Raw genomic sequence first — 16,380 nt, forward strand, 5'->3', positions numbered from 1 at the left:
ACAAACGATTATTACGATATGAAAAGACAGATTTTAGGAATGATTTTACTTGGTATAAGCCTGTTAAGTTCGTGTATGGCCCCCAAGAAAGTGGTCTATGTCAACGACATGGTTCCCAATATTGCCTATCAGGCAGTGGATGTACCGATGTTAAAACTACAGAAGAGTGACCGGCTCAGTATAACGATTAGCGCGAAAAATCCCGAACTCGCGGCTCCTTTCAATGTAATGGGAGGTAGCTACGCTGTCGTGGAGAAGGAGAATAGTCTCAGTTCAAATACCACTGGTGCCAGCAGCCCAAGTTACCTTATTGACCAGCAGGGTAATATTACCTTTCCAATTCTGGGCAATTTCCAGCTCGAAGGCCTGACACTGGAGCAAGTACGCGATTTGTTGGCAAAGCGTTTGTCCGATGGCGGGTATATCAAAGATGCCATCGTCAAAGTAGAACTGCTGAACCTCAGGGTCAACGTCATGGGCGAAGTCAACCGTGTCGGCATTATTGATGTGCCTGACGCCCGTATTAATTTGCTGGAAGCGATTTCCAAAGCCGGTGGACTAACCCGAAACGCTGCATCAGACCGCGTGACGGTGATACGGGAAGAAAATGGCGTCCGAAAAAAGATGCTGACCAACGTCGGGTCGCAGGACATCTTTGACTCCCCGGCCTATTATCTGCAACAAAATGATATTGTATATGTGGAGCCTATAGCGGCCGAAAATACGCCGCGTGAAGATCGAAGCTGGCGGTTCACCACCATTGCTACAGGTGTGGTTACAGTCATATTGACGGCCATAAACCTGCTAAAATAACGGATTGAGAAATGAAAACAACACACTATAATCAGCTACAGAAGGACAAATCGATCAATGTGCTGGATGTTTTGGCACATCTGCTTTACCATTGGAAATGGTTTGCACTGTCCATTCTCTTATTTGGATCATATTATTATTATCAGTACGCAAAATCACCCTTTATCTACCGCAGTGCGGAGACCATAATCATTAAAACACCGATGAATACACCGCGGACTGCTCGGATTTCCCGCACGAATGAAGCCTACAACTCCATTAGTGTGGCAAGTGAGATCCTACAGCTCAAATCCAAGGAGCTGATGCGGCAGACCGTTACCCGTATTGGTGCCGAGATGAGCTATACAGTGGGTGCGGGGTTGCGGCGCAAGGAACTCTATTCAGCGAGTCCGATTCAGGTGATTGTTCCACAAAGGAAACCCGAAGATTCCTTTTCCTTTACAGTCACTCCCGTTGGTGGCAAGGAACTTGTTTTGAGTAACTGGAGTGAAGGTGATGCCACACTGGAGGTCGATGCTACCTTAGACAAACCTGTTAATACACCCTTTGGGCAGGTCATTGTACAGTCGGCTCTGAAGTCCAATAAAGCGCTCCCGCAGCAAGAAATTAAAGTGGAGAAGTTTGCTTTAGAGGGTATGGTCAATTACTTTATTTCGACTATTTCCATCACCCAGATGGAAGAAGATGCTTCATTACTGCAGATTGTAGCCGAAGATACCAACCCGCTACGCGCGACAGCCCTGATTGCTGAGATGATCAAAGTGTACAACGAAGTTGCTTTGCAGGACAAAAACCAGATTGGGGTAAATACCGCAAACTTTATTCGCGAAAGACTGGCCATTATTGAGCAGGAGCTGGGATCTGTAGAATCGAGTATTGAAGATTTGCGGACGCAAAACCAGGGGATGGATGCTTCCACGGTCGGCACAGCCTATTTTGAGGACAGCAGATTGTATCAATCCGAGCGCAACAAGGTCGAGACCGATATCAATCTTGCGCAGATGATGCGTGGATATCTGGCTGATGGTAGTAAGAAGAATGATCTTATTCCCAATAATACAGGACTGGTAGATGCCAGTGTCGAAACACAGATCAACGACTACAATACGACGTTGCTTCGGCGCAATCGCCTTATCGAAGGTAGCAGTGATGCCAATCCGGTGGTTCAGGATTTAGATCGGGCACTCCAGGCCATGCGCGGTAATATCGGGCGGGCAGTGGATAACGCAATCGGTGGATTAAAGATCAAAGCCGGCAACATGAAGAAAGAAGAGAATGTCGCCCGGGGCAAAGCGATGCAGGTACCGCAAAAGCAACGGGTCATGCTATCTGTGGAGCGACAGCAAAAGGTCAAGGAAGAACTTTATCTGTATTTGTTGAATAAGCGTGAGGAGAATGCCATTAACCAGGCCATGACCGAAGATAATATCCGCGTTATTGATCCGGCCATCGTTTCCTTTGATCCTGTTGCCCCGAGCAAAATGCGCAAGCTGGGCTTAGGTATGGCAATTGGTTTTATACTGCCAGCTATTGTGATTATGACCCTTTCCATTCTGGATACCGGCGTACGGCGTCGGCAAGATATTGAGGAAGCCATTGATGTGCCCCTTTTGGGTGAAATTCCCTTGGCCAATAACAAGCGTACTTCCCAGAACAATATTTTGGTGAGTGCCATGGGCAGAGATCCGCTCACGGAAGCATTTCGCATCCTGCGCACCAATATGAGTTTTATGGCGAGGGAGGGTAAACATCCCCAAACCATTACCCTGACCTCTTTTATTCCTGGCGTTGGAAAAACATTCACTTCACTGAATCTATCGAGCACCCTATCTTTTTTAAATAAAAAAGTTATTGTTGTCGATATGGATCTACGCAAAGGAACATTAAGTGAGCGCATGGGCATTATACACGGCAAGGGCCTGAGCCATTATTTATCCGATCTAAACCTCGAACTAGAAGAGATCATTCATTACAACTTGCATGGAAAAAATGTAGATTATATCTCCATTGGTATGGAGGCTCCCAATCCGGTCGAGCTACTGCTGAGCAAAAGATTGGACCAGTTAATCAGCGATTTGCGTAACCGATATGATTACATTATTATCGATGGTGTACCAACAGGTATTGTGGCCGATGCCACTGTGGTAGACCGTGTGTCTGACCTCACTTTATTTGTGATCCGCGCCGGTAAGATGGACAAACGGCAGCTGCCAGAAATCCAAAAAATCTATGTGGAAAAGCGCCTTTCCAATTTGGCAATTATTCTGAATGGGCTCAAATTAGGGCAGTCCGGGTATGGTTATGGCTATGGCTATGGTTATGGTCGTGAAGAAGGACAAAATAGCTGGAGAAAAATAGCTCGGTCTATTCGAGCTATCTTTACCCGTAAAATCAAGCATTAATGGAAGGGTACTGTTTTTATGTAGTTTATGAAAATATTTTTTTGATTGGAGAAAAAGTTGAGGTCGTCTCGGCGAAATAAATTCCTTATGCTGAATTTAAAGTGTGTTTTCTTTTTTCGTAATGTTCGGAAACAGAAAGTTTCAGTTAATGGCAATTTGAAACCAGAAAAATTCTCTCAAAATTTGTTCACTGTCCTTTTGCGTTCTATTCGAATGTCTTACAAGATGATGGACTATTGTAAGCGTTCTTTCAAATATTGACACAGCGAAGGAATAGGTTTTGATTATTTGATGTCATATTTGGATCATGCAGCCGCGACCGGACCACCTGGTTGGTCGCGGCTTTTTAAAGCGTTGTACGGTAAGAATCAATTATAATGAAAGATAGAAAAGCCTTTATGTTACAGGTTGCGCGGGAGGTGCTCACTGGGAGGATTTCAGTCCAAGAGGCCATGCAACGTAGCCATGTCAAAGATAAACGTACTATTGTGAGCTGGCTGAAGCGAGCGATAAAAGAAAATAAACCGGGCAAGGTTATCGAGCTAACTCTCGAAAATCATCGCTATCAGGAAGATTTAACTGTTCATTCGAATGAAGAAAAAATCAGCAAACTGGAATCCGAGCTGGAGGGTGCCAAAAAGCGAAATTTAGAGCTATTACATTTTCAAAGGATACTGACCAATAAAATTAACGACCTTGAGGTATTGATCCACTATGCAGAAACAACACATAAGATCGATATTATGAATGTCAGAAGAAAAAAAGCTAGATAGTCAATCTGTTTTAATCCAGGTAAATACGTTTTTGGCATCTGTCTGCCAAATGAAGGTCGTGTGTCACAAATAAACACAGTTTATGTTTGCCATATTCCAATAGGCGCTGTATCAATGTATCAGCTGTTGTGCGGTCCAATGCCGATGTGACTTCATCGAAGAGCCATATGTCACCATTATGCATCAAGCCTCGGGCTATGGCAATTCGTTGCGCCTGTCCTTCCGATAGGCCGATGCCAGACTCACCGATTTGAGTGTCTATACCGTCAGGAAGGTCAAATACAAATTCGGCACAGGCGATGCGCAGTGCTTGCTGTATATCCAATGGGCCACTTTCTTTAACATGCAGCAACATATTTTCCCGTATTGTGCCGCTGAAGAGTGAATTACCTTGCGGTATATAAGCAAAGTTGACGCGATGGCTAGCGGCCAGCGGCCTTTCTCCATTCTTGTCGACGAGCGATATCTGTCCCTTTTCGGCCTTAAGCAGTGCCAGGAGCAAACGTATCAATGTTGTTTTCCCCTTTCCACTAGGCCCTATGATAGCGGTAGGTTCACCTGCTTTCAAAGAGAGATTTAAATTTTGTAAAACCCATTTATCTTCATACCTAAAAGAGAGATCGTTAATGCGGAGCTCCTGAGTCTCGTGGAGGCGTTGCGGTGTCACCTGAGGTTCGATCTCGCCGGCCTGTAGTTCCAATAGGCGATCCGCAGAGACACGGAAACGAACAAAACCGGGAATATAGGAAATCAGTGCAAGGATGGGCGATTGTATCCGGGCGACGAGCTGCAAAAAGGCAGTCATCGTTCCGAATGAAATCTGACCGGATTGCAATCGATAGATCCCCCAGATGAAGGCTACGAGGTAACCGGCGTTCATCGCTACTTTCATGGCACCTTGCGTGTAGGTAGAGAAGTTGAGCTGCCGTATTTTTAGCCTAAAAAGTTGTTCTTGGCTTTCGGTCAATTTTGCTCTTCTTTTAGGAAAAGCACCCATAGCACGGATGAGCAGGCGAAAGCGCAGGTTCTCCTGCAGGACTTTGGAGAAATTACTTTCTTCCTCTTTCACTTCCTTGCTGAGCTTGCGCATTTTGCGGAAATAGAGTTTCGAAAAAACAAAGAGCGGTGATATCGCCAGGATCATCAGGGCTAGCATGGGGTCCATATACCATAGGAAGCCGACCGAGGCCAGTAATTGGATTGCGGTCAATATAAAAGACAGGAATGTATTGGCGATTATATTGGCTACTTCCTCGCAATCCGTCTGAATACGGATCTGAATATCTCCTGTATGCCAGTTTTTGATCAGCTTCCAGATGGACAGCATCTGTGCGTCGAGCATAGTTCGTTGCAACTCGAGCGTAAGCATCATCTTAATCCGTTCCATCAAACGTCCGGAGTAGCCTTTAATACCGACATTCAGCGCAATAGCGCTAATGATACCTATTAACAACCATTTCAGCGGAAGTTCACCTGGAGATGTTGCCGTGTCAACAGCTTTCTTGGATAGGTAAACAAAAACTAAAGAGAGGACAATACAAATCAGTTCTAATATGAAATAAAAGAACAGTTTGCTTCGGTATCCTTTGCTGATCGACCAAGCCCAGTACAGGTGTTGTTTCAAACTGCTGCTATTCATGTCATCCAAGTGATTGCCTCATCCATGCGTAGGTTTACTGTCCAGGAAGTTTTCATTCTTCCAGCAATCCCTGTTTTTGGAAATCTTCGAGTAAAATGGCTGTATCGGATTGTGCCTGTTCTTTACTGACCTCATAATTTTCAACGAGTAACTCCACAATGGTATCCGTATTGAACTCTTTTCCCTTGAGTTCTTCCCAAAGCCAGGCCGCCGAGCTGTTGAGCGTATAAACTGTTGATAGGTCGACCATATCTTGGCTGGGGTCTACAATCAAATGATCTGAACCAATGGTTCTCAAAATTAAATCCGATCTTAACTTCATAAGGTTTAAAATATAATAATAAGAGATAGCTTGCTACAGGCTATGATATCAAACATAAATAAATTGTGCCTTAAATACAATATAAAAGACTCGTATTTAAGGCACAATTTTAATTTTTATTTCAGCGGTTGTCTATTGCTCTGCTTTGAGGCTCAAACAGATTTTACTGTTGCCTTAATGATCTAATGGTGTCACGCAGACCCTCCTTAGCTGTTTTAGGCAAACGCTCAATTGCCAATGCAAGTTTTATTTTTTTGTTTGAAACAACAAGGTTGCTTGTTAATTTTTTCAAGCGCCATGTATTCAGAGGGAACGCTCTACTATGGTCGCCGATTTTCGATAGAAAGGAAACTATACGCTTCGGCAGTGGAAAACAAGGAATTTTTAAGCCTGTTTCCTGTTTCATGATATTTACGATTTCATTGGACGATAAAGTTTCATCGTCGGATAGGTGATAGATTCCTGAATTTATCTTTTCATTTTGTAAAAGAATCTGTTCAACAAAGAAACAAAAATTGTCAACGGAAAGAAACGATCGTTTATTCTTAAATCGAACCAATGGATAGGGAATTCCTTTGCTTACGATGGAATACAATTGTTTTAAATTACCTTTGTCACCGGCACCATGCACCATAGGAGGACGTAAGATAATTAGTTTCTTATCTGCAGGTAGTTGTTGACTCATCAGCCATTCTTCGGCCGCTTGTTTAGATCTACCATAAGCAGAAACAGAGTTATATGTAGCATTTTCAGAGAGAGATTTTAAAGACTCTATTTCTTCAATAGCCGCAAGGGAGCTAATATGAATAAATAACTTTGCTTGAGAGGCAACGAATATGTTAAATGCCTTTTTTGCTAACTCAAAGTTGGCAAAAAAGAAATCTTCTTCTGTTGCCTTACCCGTAAAATCGTGGGCTTTACCTACTAAATTGATGATGCAATCTGTTGGATAATTGTCTTTTGACCAATTCAGATTTCTCATGGAAACAAATTCACATTGAATTGGATCCTTGAGCTTCCTCTTTAAATGACTCCCTAGGAATCCGCTACTTCCCCCTAAAACTAATACTTTCATCTTATTACCCTTACGCTTTCTCTTCGATATTTATATAGCTAAATAAATATGTTTAATTATTATAGAATTCTGAATCTTTTAATGCATTATTAAATAGTTTGTTAAAAGTTTTAATATGGATAATTAAAAGCGATAGTTTGAAGGATATTTAACATTGTAAAAAACTTTCTTCATAATTCGAGCTAAAATAATTAATGCAAATATACATATATTTACTTATTTTAATTTACCCAACGTTAATTCTATCTTAATTGCTACAGTTTAATGTTAATTTTTTTTAAAGTTTAGCATTTTCCTACAATAGCAAAAATTAGGAAAGGTGTATTTCATTCAAAAATCTATGCTTTTAAATGAAAATTTTTATTCAACTGTTTGATAATATCTATCTATTCTCTTAAACATTCTTACTTAGCGCTTGAGTAAATAATTACTTACTTGATTAATCTATCTGCAGCAGAATTAATCAATTTTAATTTGGTAAGCACGCGACGTAACAATCGGAAGCGATACCAGCACAGCCCACGTAATCTTGCCCATGTACCGTTTACAGCTATAACTTTGTCTTTATCTTTGGGATAATGCATGATGGCAATAGCGATAATATCTGTTGAGTTCACGTATTCACGGAGTACAAGATTACCATCACCGGCCAAAATATATTGGCCATTTTTCTTCCCTACAAAGCGGTGGAAGACAAATTTATCATTTTCTTTAGCGAGTATATTGCTGCCTAAGGGCAGGGGGTTACCGCTGTATGCACGGAGTAGGACGGTATCTCCATCTTGAATAAATGGACGCATGCTATTACCCTTCACGCGTATGCGGACCTCTTTGCCTTCACGAAGGATGCGTTGTACCTCGGCGAAATAGTCTTCGTTTGATATAACCCGTGTTTCGTTTTTACTCGTATTTTCAGCCATCAGTTAGGAATTGGTTTTAACAAAATACGCAATGACCTGCTGTAAATAGGTATCTTTCAATAGTACTTTTTTGTTTTCGTCCAAAAGGTAAATCGTTGGCGAAGCTTTGAGATCATACAAATTGAACGTTAAAAGTTTATTTTCGCTGTCAAAACCATTGATCCATTCATACGATAACTCGGATTGGAAATTTTTCCATTTGCTGCGGTCGCCCCATGGATCGATGGCCACTACCTGTATCTGCAGTTGATTAAAGAGCTGAACGAGCTGCGGGGTATCACGAAGTTGATGAATGGTTTCTTTACAATGAGAACAGTCCGGATCGTAGAAAATTAAAAGGCTATATTTCGCATCAATTTCGGACAGCTTTTGTTTTTGTCCATTGGCCAGTTCAAAAATGAAGTCTTCTGCTTTTTGCCCAACTTTATTTTGGCGTACTAGTTTATAAATTGGTCTATAAGCTTCTTTTTCAAGATCGGAAAGCAGATCTGTTTTGATCAGATAGCGTAATACGGATTCATAGACAATATCGTTGCGCATGGGCGAATTGCCATCATATAGATAATGCTCATATTTTTTGATGAAATAGTCAAAGTTTGTCCGATTGACTTTTGCTTTGTCGAGCATGAGATCGACCGCTTTATCTCTTGTTGCAGAATCTGGATGCTGCAACAAGAGCTGAAGAAAATCAGCAAGCTGTTGTTCTCCTTTTTCCGGATTTTTCACCTGTGCTGTATCCCGCATATCAAATTTATCCCAGAAATTGAATAACGTGCTGTCTGCCGAACTGATAGGCCTCGTATTTTGGGCCATTGCTTCTTTCTTTTGCTTTTCTTTCGTGGTGCTGGTACAAGACCAAAACAAAAGGGAGAGCGCGCTAATAGGTATCAGTAGAACAATCGAAATAATTTTCATTTTTTAATTTATCTATAATTTTTTATCAGTTTAGAGCACTCGTAAAGTTAATCCTTTCACTTTATTTTTTTCAATCGGAACGAGTGACATACAATATAATCATAAATTTTCAGGGCGATACATTTTTAAAAGCTCTTTACTCTATACCGAGGGTGTTAAGCAGGTTTTTCTTCTCGTGCGAATCTTTTAGTGCGTTAATATGATACATTGCGTCTAGTAGGTTTGCGGCGGATTTTTTCGATAGATACCTATTCACATACTGCGTTGCATGCTCCTTTATAAATCCACGGCAGTCTATATTGAAGCTGATTCCCTTTTCGAAATTGCCGTATGTCAAACCAGTTACAGTTTCATTCGACGAAATTGATTTAATGCTATTCATGTGCAATCCGTTGATATTGAGTGTGAATGCAGGGTAGTAGAAATCCGGCTGACTGGGGAATTTGACTTTCACGATTAATTTATTCCCTTCGATACGGCTACTGATTACACTGTTTTGCCTATTATAATTATATTCATAATATTCTTCTTGCGAAGGAAACCACAGGATGTCCTTTCCATCCTTTCCGTATGTATTGTTCAGCCAGAGCAGGAGCTGAGCCCAGTCATGATCTGTTTCGTGTACACCAATATGAACGGCCTCACGGTTAGCCACATCTTGAGCAGCAGCATCGTTGACCAGCTTTTCCACCTCAGCAGCATGATTAACAAACACACGGGCCAAGGACTTTTGGTTTAGGGACGAATTGACCTGATATGGTATAAGCTCATCGGCACCGGTCTGCGCCGTCATAGTCTGAATTGCTGGAAAACCAAGAGCGGCCTGGGGATACGATTTATTTCCATTGGGCTCGGCCAAAAACTTGATGTTCCGGCCATTTAATCTTTTATTTGTGATTTGTTGAGCCCGATCAAAATGCTTGATTAGCGAGTCCACATTATTAATAGCGGCGGTATTCAAGTCGTGGAATGCAATCGCATTGCCATCGTTCACCATTTCGACTACATTATTCCAGCGTAGGCCAGATTTCATATAAAAGCGGAAAAAGTTTTCTGTGAAGTTCTTCTTTACTGCTGTCGGGGCGTCCATAAAATCCCATTCCGGTGCTAGGGTAGTTGTAAAGTGGAACCGCACTTCATTCCCAAAACCATCGGTACTACCCAGCGTTTTTCCCAGCAAGTAACTGTTTGGAGGGAGGTCATCTGCTTCCAGGTGTTCAATATCGTAGTAATATTTTCGTTTAATATCAGAGCGATCAACTGGTTTACCATTAATGGCAGCCCAGGTCATGCTGAATGCCGACTGCTTACAATCGTCCTGAGTTAGCATAAACAATAAGCTCTTATTATATTTCAGCGGCGGAATACTTACTGTCGGAGTGTGGATTATTCCTTGTTCGGAATGAAATTCGATGATGAGTTCCGCTTCTTGTCCTGTCTTTTCCTCACCAAATGGATAGCTATATCGATTTGTATTTCCGCCGTTATCGGGCGGTGATACTTCTTTTCCATCTTCGCGCTTGCTGCCCGAGTAAAGATCTTTTTTTAGGCAAGAAGACAATAGCCCACATCCTAGCGTAATAAGAATAGCTTTTGTGTAAATAATTTGGCGCATGCGCAAATATAGGCCTTCTTGTTGGATTAACTATTTCGTTAAATAAAAAAATGATCAATGAATAAGCCGCTATCCTGTAGTGTAGCAACATTACTCATTTTTACGTTCGTTATAGTGTATTTTGGCAAAGTGTCTTTAATAACAAATGAATTATAGTTGAAAAGCCGATTCAAGAAATATTTCAATCATTTAATTAAATAGTTTTACTAATTTTGCGGCAAATACCGCGGTGTCGATGAAAAGAATAATATTATGGTTATGCCTTGCAGGATTTGTGGGTACAGTATATGCACAGACCAATCCTGCCAATATAAAAGTAGACAATCTAAGTGATGCACAGATTGAACAGTATGTGAAACAAGCCGCTTTAATGGGTTATGACGAAAGTCAGTTAGACGGTTTCGCACGTGCACAGGGTGTTTCAGCTGTAGAAGTTCAGAAATTAAAAGATCGTCTGGCGAAAATCAAACGTAAGAAACAACAACCCGAACAACTAAAAGGAAAGGTAAATAACACGGCTAATAACCGGAATAAGGGGCGCCAAGTAGAAGGTTATTCCAATACAGATTCGTTACAGCGTCAACAATTAAATAAACGCGACTCCATCGAAAATGAAGAAGGAAAACTAAAAATCTTCGGCTCAGATCTTTTTAAAAATAACGCGATTACTTTTGAGCCTAATTTGCGTATGGCGACACCAAGTTCCTATATTATTGGTCCAGACGATGAAATCTTGTTAGATATCACAGGAGACAATGAAGCCTCCTATCAGCTTCCGGTAAGTCCAGATGGAACTATTAAGGTGGAATATGTGGGACAGATCAATGTCGCGGGTTTATCCATAGCTGCGGCGAAAAGCAAGATTGAGCAACGTTTGAGCGGGACTTACCCAGCGCTGCGTTCAGGAAGAACCCAGGTAAGCGTCAATATTGGCAATATCCGCACCATCCGTGTGACTTTGACTGGCGCCGTGACGAAACCAGGTACCTATAGCTTACCCTCTTTAGCGACGGTATTCAATGCATTATATGCCTCTGGCGGACCGAATAAAAACGGAACTTATCGTAAAATTCAGGTGATTCGTGGCAATCGTGTTATAAGCACGATCGATGTCTATGATTTTTTGGCCAATGGTATACAACAGGGTAATATCCGTCTACAGGATCAGGATATTATTCATATACCTGTATATGGTGCCCGGGTGCAGTTTGAAGGTGAAGTCAAGCGCCCGGCAATTTTTGAAACGGTGCCAGGAGAATCGCTATCGGATATCTTACGTTATGCTGGAGATTTTACAGAGAATGCCTATAGTGCCAAAGTTAAAGTGCTTCAGACAACAGGCCGGGAAAGAAGTGTACAGGATATTTATGCAGATCAGTTTGCAAACTATACACCCAAAGGTGGAGATCAGTATATTGTAGAACCTATATTGGAACGTTTTGCCAATCGTATCAGTGTTTTGGGGGCTGTATTTCGTCCGGGTATTTTTGGTTTAGAACCGGGTATGACCCTAAAACAGGTATTGGAAATGGCTGATGGTGTACGGGAAGATGCTTTTATGGAACGTGGTATCATTAATCGGTTGAAAGCAGATAATACTGCGGAGCTGATCAATTTCAATGTACGCGACATACTAGCCGGCACTGCGGCAGATATTCCCTTAAAACGAGAAGATAAGATAGAGATTGCTTCTATTTTTGATTTAAGAGACGAGTATAAATTCACTGTTCAGGGCGAGGTACGTTTTCCTGGAGATTTCCCATTTGCGAGCAATGCGACTTTGGGAGACCTTATTCAGAAGGCCGGTGGATTTACCGAAGCGGCTAAGAATGCACGTGTAGAAATTGCTCGACGTTTACAAAACTTAGATGTAACCGATCATCGATCGTCGAAAACTATTTTGGTGGATATTAAAGATGGGGTGCTTATGGATCCTAGCATAACGCTGGAACCTTATGATGTCATTTCTATCTTGGGCGACGCTGGTTTCCGTACCCAGCGTCAGGTAAAAATTGAGGGAGAGGTCCTTTATCCTGGTTTTTATACCATTGCACGTGAAGATGAACGTATTTCGGATATTATTAAACGCGCAGGTGGCCTGACACCTTATGCGTATACCGAAGGAGCATCCCTGAAACGTACGGGTATGTCTAAATTGAAAGCCGAAGAGAAAAAGGAAAAGGAGAGATTGAAGAAAGAATTAGAAAAAGATGACTTCGATGAAGATGGTAATAAAAAAGATTCTAGCCTAGATAAAGATGCTGATAAAGACGCTGACAAGAATAATGATGGTTCCAAAGCAAAAAGTGTCGCTTTGGCAAAAGTGTCGCAACAAGGGATGTCAGCTGCTGAGATTGAGCCGAGTGACCTTGTAGGTATTGAATTGAATAAAATCTTAGAGAAGCCTTATGAAAAGGGAGACCTTCTGGTTTTAGACGGCGATATTATCAATGTGCCAAAAGAATTGGAGACAGTGAAGGTTGTGGGTGAAGTCTTGAATCCAAACAACGTAGTCTATGTCAAAGGCAAGAGCTTAAAATATTATGTAAACCAGGCGGGAGGATTTACCGATAATGCCTTGAAGAAACGTGTCTTTGTACAATATGCTAATGGTGCTGTTAAGGGAAAAGATGGTGGGTATCCTGATGTGAAACCCGGAGCAGAGATTGTGGTTCCTAAACGCGCTCCTAGAGAAAAGCTAAGCTCACAAGCTTGGATAGGTATTGGAACTGGTATTGCTTCTACTTTGGCGATTATTATTAGTTTATTTAAATAGTTGGTTTTGGAAAATAGAAATACGCAAATTGTATCCGGGGAATTATCTTTAGGTGAATTAGCGATTAAGATAAAAAGATGGATAAGTTACCTTTTGTCAAAATGGTATATCATTCTCATTCTTTTAGGAATTGGGATAGCTGGCGGGTTATTTTACGCTAAAGCTAATAAACCAATTTATATGGCTACAACTACATTTGTTTTGGAGTCTGGAGATAATAATCCCGGGGGGCTCGGACAGGTAGCTGGGCTAGCGGCATTAGCAGGATTAGATTTCGGATCTTCCAGCGGGGGAATTTTTCAAGGAGACAATCTATTGGAGCTATATAAATCTAGAAAGATGATAGAGGCTGCATTATATGATCCCATTCCTGGCGATTCTTCAGTTTTAATGGTTGATAAATATCTGGAGATAAGTGGGTTGAAAAAAATGTGGGAGAAAAAGAAACCAACTTTATTGAAGATCTCTTTTAAAGAAGCAAAACAGAAGTCATCAGAGTTGCAAAGAGCAAAAGACAGCGTTATGAATAGTATTGTCGCTAATATAAGTGACAAAGACTTGGTTGTAGATAAATTAGATAAAAAGCTGTCTATCATTAAAGTTGAGTTAAAATCAACTAACGAAGTATTTGCGAAAGATTTTAATTCAGCCTTGGTAAAAAAAGTGAATGAATTTTATGTCAAAACAAAAACCAAGAAATCTGAAGATAATATAAAAATTTTACAGCATAAAACAGATTCCGTTAGAGGAGTTTTGAATGGAGCAATAACCTCGGCGGCAATTGTTATAGACAATACTCCAAATCTCAACCCAACAAAACAAGCACAGCGAATCATACCAACTCAGCGTTCTCAATTTTCTGCGGAGACTAATAAAGCTATATTGAGCCAGTTAATCCAAAATTTAGAAATGGCCAAATTATCTCTTATGCGTGAAACACCGTTAATTCAAGTTATTGATGAGCCTGTTTTACCTTTAAGTAAAAAATCAATAGGAGTAATCAAAGGGATTATTTTAGGAGGAGTGCTGGGAATATTTATATCCCTCTTTTTTTTAACAATTTCATTTGCATTTAAAAAATAGCAAAATGTCCCATCGCACCAGTAGGTTAAAGAATAACATTTCATACTCACTATTATTTAAAGGGTTAAGTGTACTTGCTACATTGGCATTGGTACCAATCACATTGAAATTTGTGAATAAAGATCAATATGGTTTATGGCTGGTGTTAAGCAGTATAATTGGTTGGTTTAATTTTTTTGATATCGGTCTCGGAAATGGATTGAAGACTAAGCTGACAGAATCACTTACTGATGGGGATGTTGTAAAGGCAAAGAAATATGTCAGTACAACATATTTACTTCTACTATGCATTTCTTTAGGGCTATTTTTATTATTTATAATTGGTCAGTTCTTTGTTAGTTGGCAAGACATTTTAAATGCACATTTTATGACAGAAAGTGAATTGAAAAGGGTTGCTTTCCTTATTTTTTTCTCTTTCACATTTCAATTTGTACTGAATACAATTGTTACAGTCGCTGCTGCCAACCAAAATACCATCATTGGATCTATAGTCAATCTTCTCATCAATTGCCTGTCTCTTGTTGTGATTTTCCTATTAACGGTGTATGTAAAAACAGGTACGTTAGAAATGCTAGCCATTCCCATGGCTTTAAGTCCAGTATTAATTTTGTTTAGTGCAAACTATTTTTTGTTTAAAGGCAGATATAAGGTTATAGCTCCAAATTATTCATTTTTCGATTCCACCTTATTAAAGGATATTTTTCAGCTAGGCTGGAAGTTCTTTATTATTCAATTGGGCTTAATTTTAGTTTATAATATCGATAATTTAATCATAACCCAGCTATTCGGTCCTGATGCAGTGACTACTTACAATATATCATATCGCTATTTTAGCATTATTACCATGTTATCTGGTATTGTGATGGCACCCTTATGGACTGCGTTTGGAGAAGCCTATAGAATAGAGGATCATACATGGATAAAAAGCACGATAAAGAAAATGCAAATGCTTGTTTTGGGGTTAGGAATTTTAGCTTGTATTATGGCAGTTTCATCTCGTTTTGCCTATAAATTATGGCTGGGGATGGAAATAGATTCGCCTATTTTACTCTCTTGGGTATTAGCATTGTATACCGTTTTGAATGCATTTAGAACTATTTATATCTATTATTTAAATGGTCTTGGGATCATTAGTTTGCAAGTTATTTTAGTTGTAGTGGTAGGTATATTGAATATACCTCTTGGCATTTTCTTCGGGCATTGGATTGGTCTTGCAGGTGTTGTTTTAGCGACCTTGATTTTAAGTATAATATCTGCGGTGATCGAATTTGTGCAGTATCAAAAGATTGTCGCAGGGACTGCGCGCGGAATTTGGAAAAAATAGATTTATATGGGAGTACTATTATTGACGGGCTGCATTGATCCAAAGGGAATGGTATTAACTGCCCTACAGAATTATGAAGATAGAAAGTCGCAATATATTCTGGCGATTAGATATTATATACAAAAAACTAACCTTCCGATTGTTTTCGTAGAAAATTCAGGAACAGATATTTCTACTGAATTTAATGACGTCGAAAAAAAACGTTTGGAATTTATTACTTTCTCGAGCAACGATTACGATAGAAATTTGGGAAAGGGTTATGGGGAGATGTTAATTTTAATGAAAGCAATTGAACAATCAAAATTTATTAAAGACGCTGAATTTATATGTAAGATTACAGGGAGATATATAATAAAGAATATAAATAATCTGCTAAGCTCATATAACCTTGAGAAAAGTGATATATATGGATTACAGAAGTTTAACTTTCAATTTGTAGATTCTAGAATATTTATAGTACAGAAGTCTTTTTTCTCTGATTTTCTGTTTCAATTTTTAGGTAGCTTAAACGATAGCAAGGGGATATATTTTGAGCATTGTCTATCAAAAGCAACATTACTAGCAATGGCTTCAGGAAAGCGTTTTATGCCATTTAAGTATTTACCATGGATAGTCGGTCAATCTGGGACGGATGGCAATTTTTATAAATCATCTATATTTCATTGGTTACCCCGGAATTTAATCCAGCGTGCTAAATATTTTTTAAATAAAATAAACTTATAA

General features: G+C 40.0%; 13 protein-coding genes. 7 read left to right on the forward strand and 6 right to left on the reverse strand.

Features of this window, described 5'->3' with window-relative positions; translation table 11 throughout:
- Positions 1–18: 18 nt before the first annotated feature.
- From AB1Z56_RS21355 to AB1Z56_RS21365, 3 genes are all read left to right on the forward strand, one after another.
- A complete protein-coding gene (locus AB1Z56_RS21355) occupies positions 19–813 on the forward strand; it encodes a polysaccharide biosynthesis/export family protein (protein WP_426790074.1) in 795 nt (264 codons plus the stop codon).
- Between the two features lie 11 nt (positions 814–824).
- On the forward strand, positions 825–3,215 hold the full coding sequence (locus AB1Z56_RS21360; protein WP_426790075.1) for a GumC family protein: 2,391 nt from the start codon (positions 825–827) through the stop codon (positions 3,213–3,215).
- 377 nt (positions 3,216–3,592) lie between these two features.
- The gene (locus AB1Z56_RS21365; protein WP_426790076.1) at positions 3,593–3,988 is read left to right on the forward strand and encodes a hypothetical protein; all 396 of its coding nucleotides are present in this window, start codon (positions 3,593–3,595) and stop codon (positions 3,986–3,988) included.
- 10 nt (positions 3,989–3,998) lie between these two features.
- Here AB1Z56_RS21365 and AB1Z56_RS21370 read toward each other — a convergent pair whose 3' ends face one another.
- The 6 genes from AB1Z56_RS21370 to AB1Z56_RS21395 form a co-directional block, all read right to left on the reverse strand.
- Positions 3,999–5,627, reverse strand: a complete 1,629-nt coding sequence (locus tag AB1Z56_RS21370; RefSeq protein ID WP_426790077.1) for an ABC transporter ATP-binding protein — start codon at positions 5,625–5,627, stop codon at positions 3,999–4,001.
- Positions 5,628–5,679: 52 nt separating this feature from the next.
- Entirely contained in the window at positions 5,680–5,949 is a 270-nt protein-coding gene (locus AB1Z56_RS21375; protein ID WP_426790078.1) for a PqqD family protein, read from the reverse strand.
- A gap of 163 nt (positions 5,950–6,112) precedes the next feature.
- Entirely contained in the window at positions 6,113–7,024 is a 912-nt protein-coding gene (locus tag AB1Z56_RS21380; RefSeq protein ID WP_426790079.1) for an NAD-dependent epimerase/dehydratase family protein, read from the reverse strand.
- 431 nt (positions 7,025–7,455) lie between these two features.
- On the reverse strand, positions 7,456–7,944 hold the full coding sequence (locus AB1Z56_RS21385) for a S24 family peptidase (protein WP_426790080.1): 489 nt from the start codon (positions 7,942–7,944) through the stop codon (positions 7,456–7,458).
- Positions 7,945–7,947: 3 nt separating this feature from the next.
- Positions 7,948–8,859 carry a DUF5106 domain-containing protein gene (locus AB1Z56_RS21390; protein WP_426790081.1) on the reverse strand — a complete coding sequence of 304 codons (912 nt, stop codon included), beginning with the start codon at positions 8,857–8,859 and terminating at the stop codon, positions 7,948–7,950.
- A 136-nt stretch (positions 8,860–8,995) separates the two neighbouring features.
- Positions 8,996–10,474 (reverse strand): hypothetical protein, encoded by a 1,479-nt coding sequence (locus AB1Z56_RS21395; protein ID WP_426790082.1) that lies wholly within the window; start codon positions 10,472–10,474, stop codon positions 8,996–8,998.
- Positions 10,475–10,709: 235 nt separating this feature from the next.
- Here AB1Z56_RS21395 and AB1Z56_RS21400 point away from each other — a divergent pair, with 235 nt between their 5' ends.
- The 4 genes from AB1Z56_RS21400 (at position 10,710) to AB1Z56_RS21415 (ending at position 16,380) form a co-directional block, all read left to right on the forward strand.
- Positions 10,710–13,250: an SLBB domain-containing protein gene (locus AB1Z56_RS21400; RefSeq protein ID WP_426790083.1), complete on the forward strand. Its 2,541-nt coding sequence runs from the start codon at positions 10,710–10,712 to the stop codon at positions 13,248–13,250.
- Between the two features lie 6 nt (positions 13,251–13,256).
- Positions 13,257–14,333 (forward strand): lipopolysaccharide biosynthesis protein, encoded by a 1,077-nt coding sequence (locus AB1Z56_RS21405; RefSeq protein ID WP_309367344.1) that lies wholly within the window; start codon positions 13,257–13,259, stop codon positions 14,331–14,333.
- Between the two features lie 112 nt (positions 14,334–14,445).
- The gene (locus tag AB1Z56_RS21410; protein WP_426790084.1) at positions 14,446–15,657 is read left to right on the forward strand and encodes a lipopolysaccharide biosynthesis protein; all 1,212 of its coding nucleotides are present in this window, start codon (positions 14,446–14,448) and stop codon (positions 15,655–15,657) included.
- A gap of 6 nt (positions 15,658–15,663) precedes the next feature.
- Positions 15,664–16,380 carry a hypothetical protein gene (locus AB1Z56_RS21415; RefSeq protein WP_309367346.1) on the forward strand — a complete coding sequence of 239 codons (717 nt, stop codon included), beginning with the start codon at positions 15,664–15,666 and terminating at the stop codon, positions 16,378–16,380.

It is taken from the genome of Sphingobacterium sp. WOUb80 (assembly GCF_050058145.1).
Lineage (GTDB): Bacteria > Bacteroidota > Bacteroidia > Sphingobacteriales > Sphingobacteriaceae > Sphingobacterium.

Coding starts and splice junctions, on each gene's coding strand:
- AB1Z56_RS21415 (WP_309367346.1), top strand. CDS start 15,664: ATGGGAGTACTATTATTGACGGGCTGCATTGATCCAAAGGGAATGGTA.
- AB1Z56_RS21365 (WP_426790076.1), top strand. CDS start 3,593: ATGAAAGATAGAAAAGCCTTTATGTTACAGGTTGCGCGGGAGGTGCTC.
- AB1Z56_RS21390 (WP_426790081.1), bottom strand. CDS start 8,859: ATGAAAATTATTTCGATTGTTCTACTGATACCTATTAGCGCGCTCTCC.
- AB1Z56_RS21380 (WP_426790079.1), bottom strand. CDS start 7,024: ATGAAAGTATTAGTTTTAGGGGGAAGTAGCGGATTCCTAGGGAGTCAT.
- AB1Z56_RS21375 (WP_426790078.1), bottom strand. CDS start 5,949: ATGAAGTTAAGATCGGATTTAATTTTGAGAACCATTGGTTCAGATCAT.
- AB1Z56_RS21355 (WP_426790074.1), top strand. CDS start 19: ATGAAAAGACAGATTTTAGGAATGATTTTACTTGGTATAAGCCTGTTA.
- AB1Z56_RS21385 (WP_426790080.1), bottom strand. CDS start 7,944: ATGGCTGAAAATACGAGTAAAAACGAAACACGGGTTATATCAAACGAA.
- AB1Z56_RS21400 (WP_426790083.1), top strand. CDS start 10,710: ATGAAAAGAATAATATTATGGTTATGCCTTGCAGGATTTGTGGGTACA.
- AB1Z56_RS21395 (WP_426790082.1), bottom strand. CDS start 10,474: ATGCGCCAAATTATTTACACAAAAGCTATTCTTATTACGCTAGGATGT.
- AB1Z56_RS21360 (WP_426790075.1), top strand. CDS start 825: ATGAAAACAACACACTATAATCAGCTACAGAAGGACAAATCGATCAAT.
- AB1Z56_RS21370 (WP_426790077.1), bottom strand. CDS start 5,627: ATGAATAGCAGCAGTTTGAAACAACACCTGTACTGGGCTTGGTCGATC.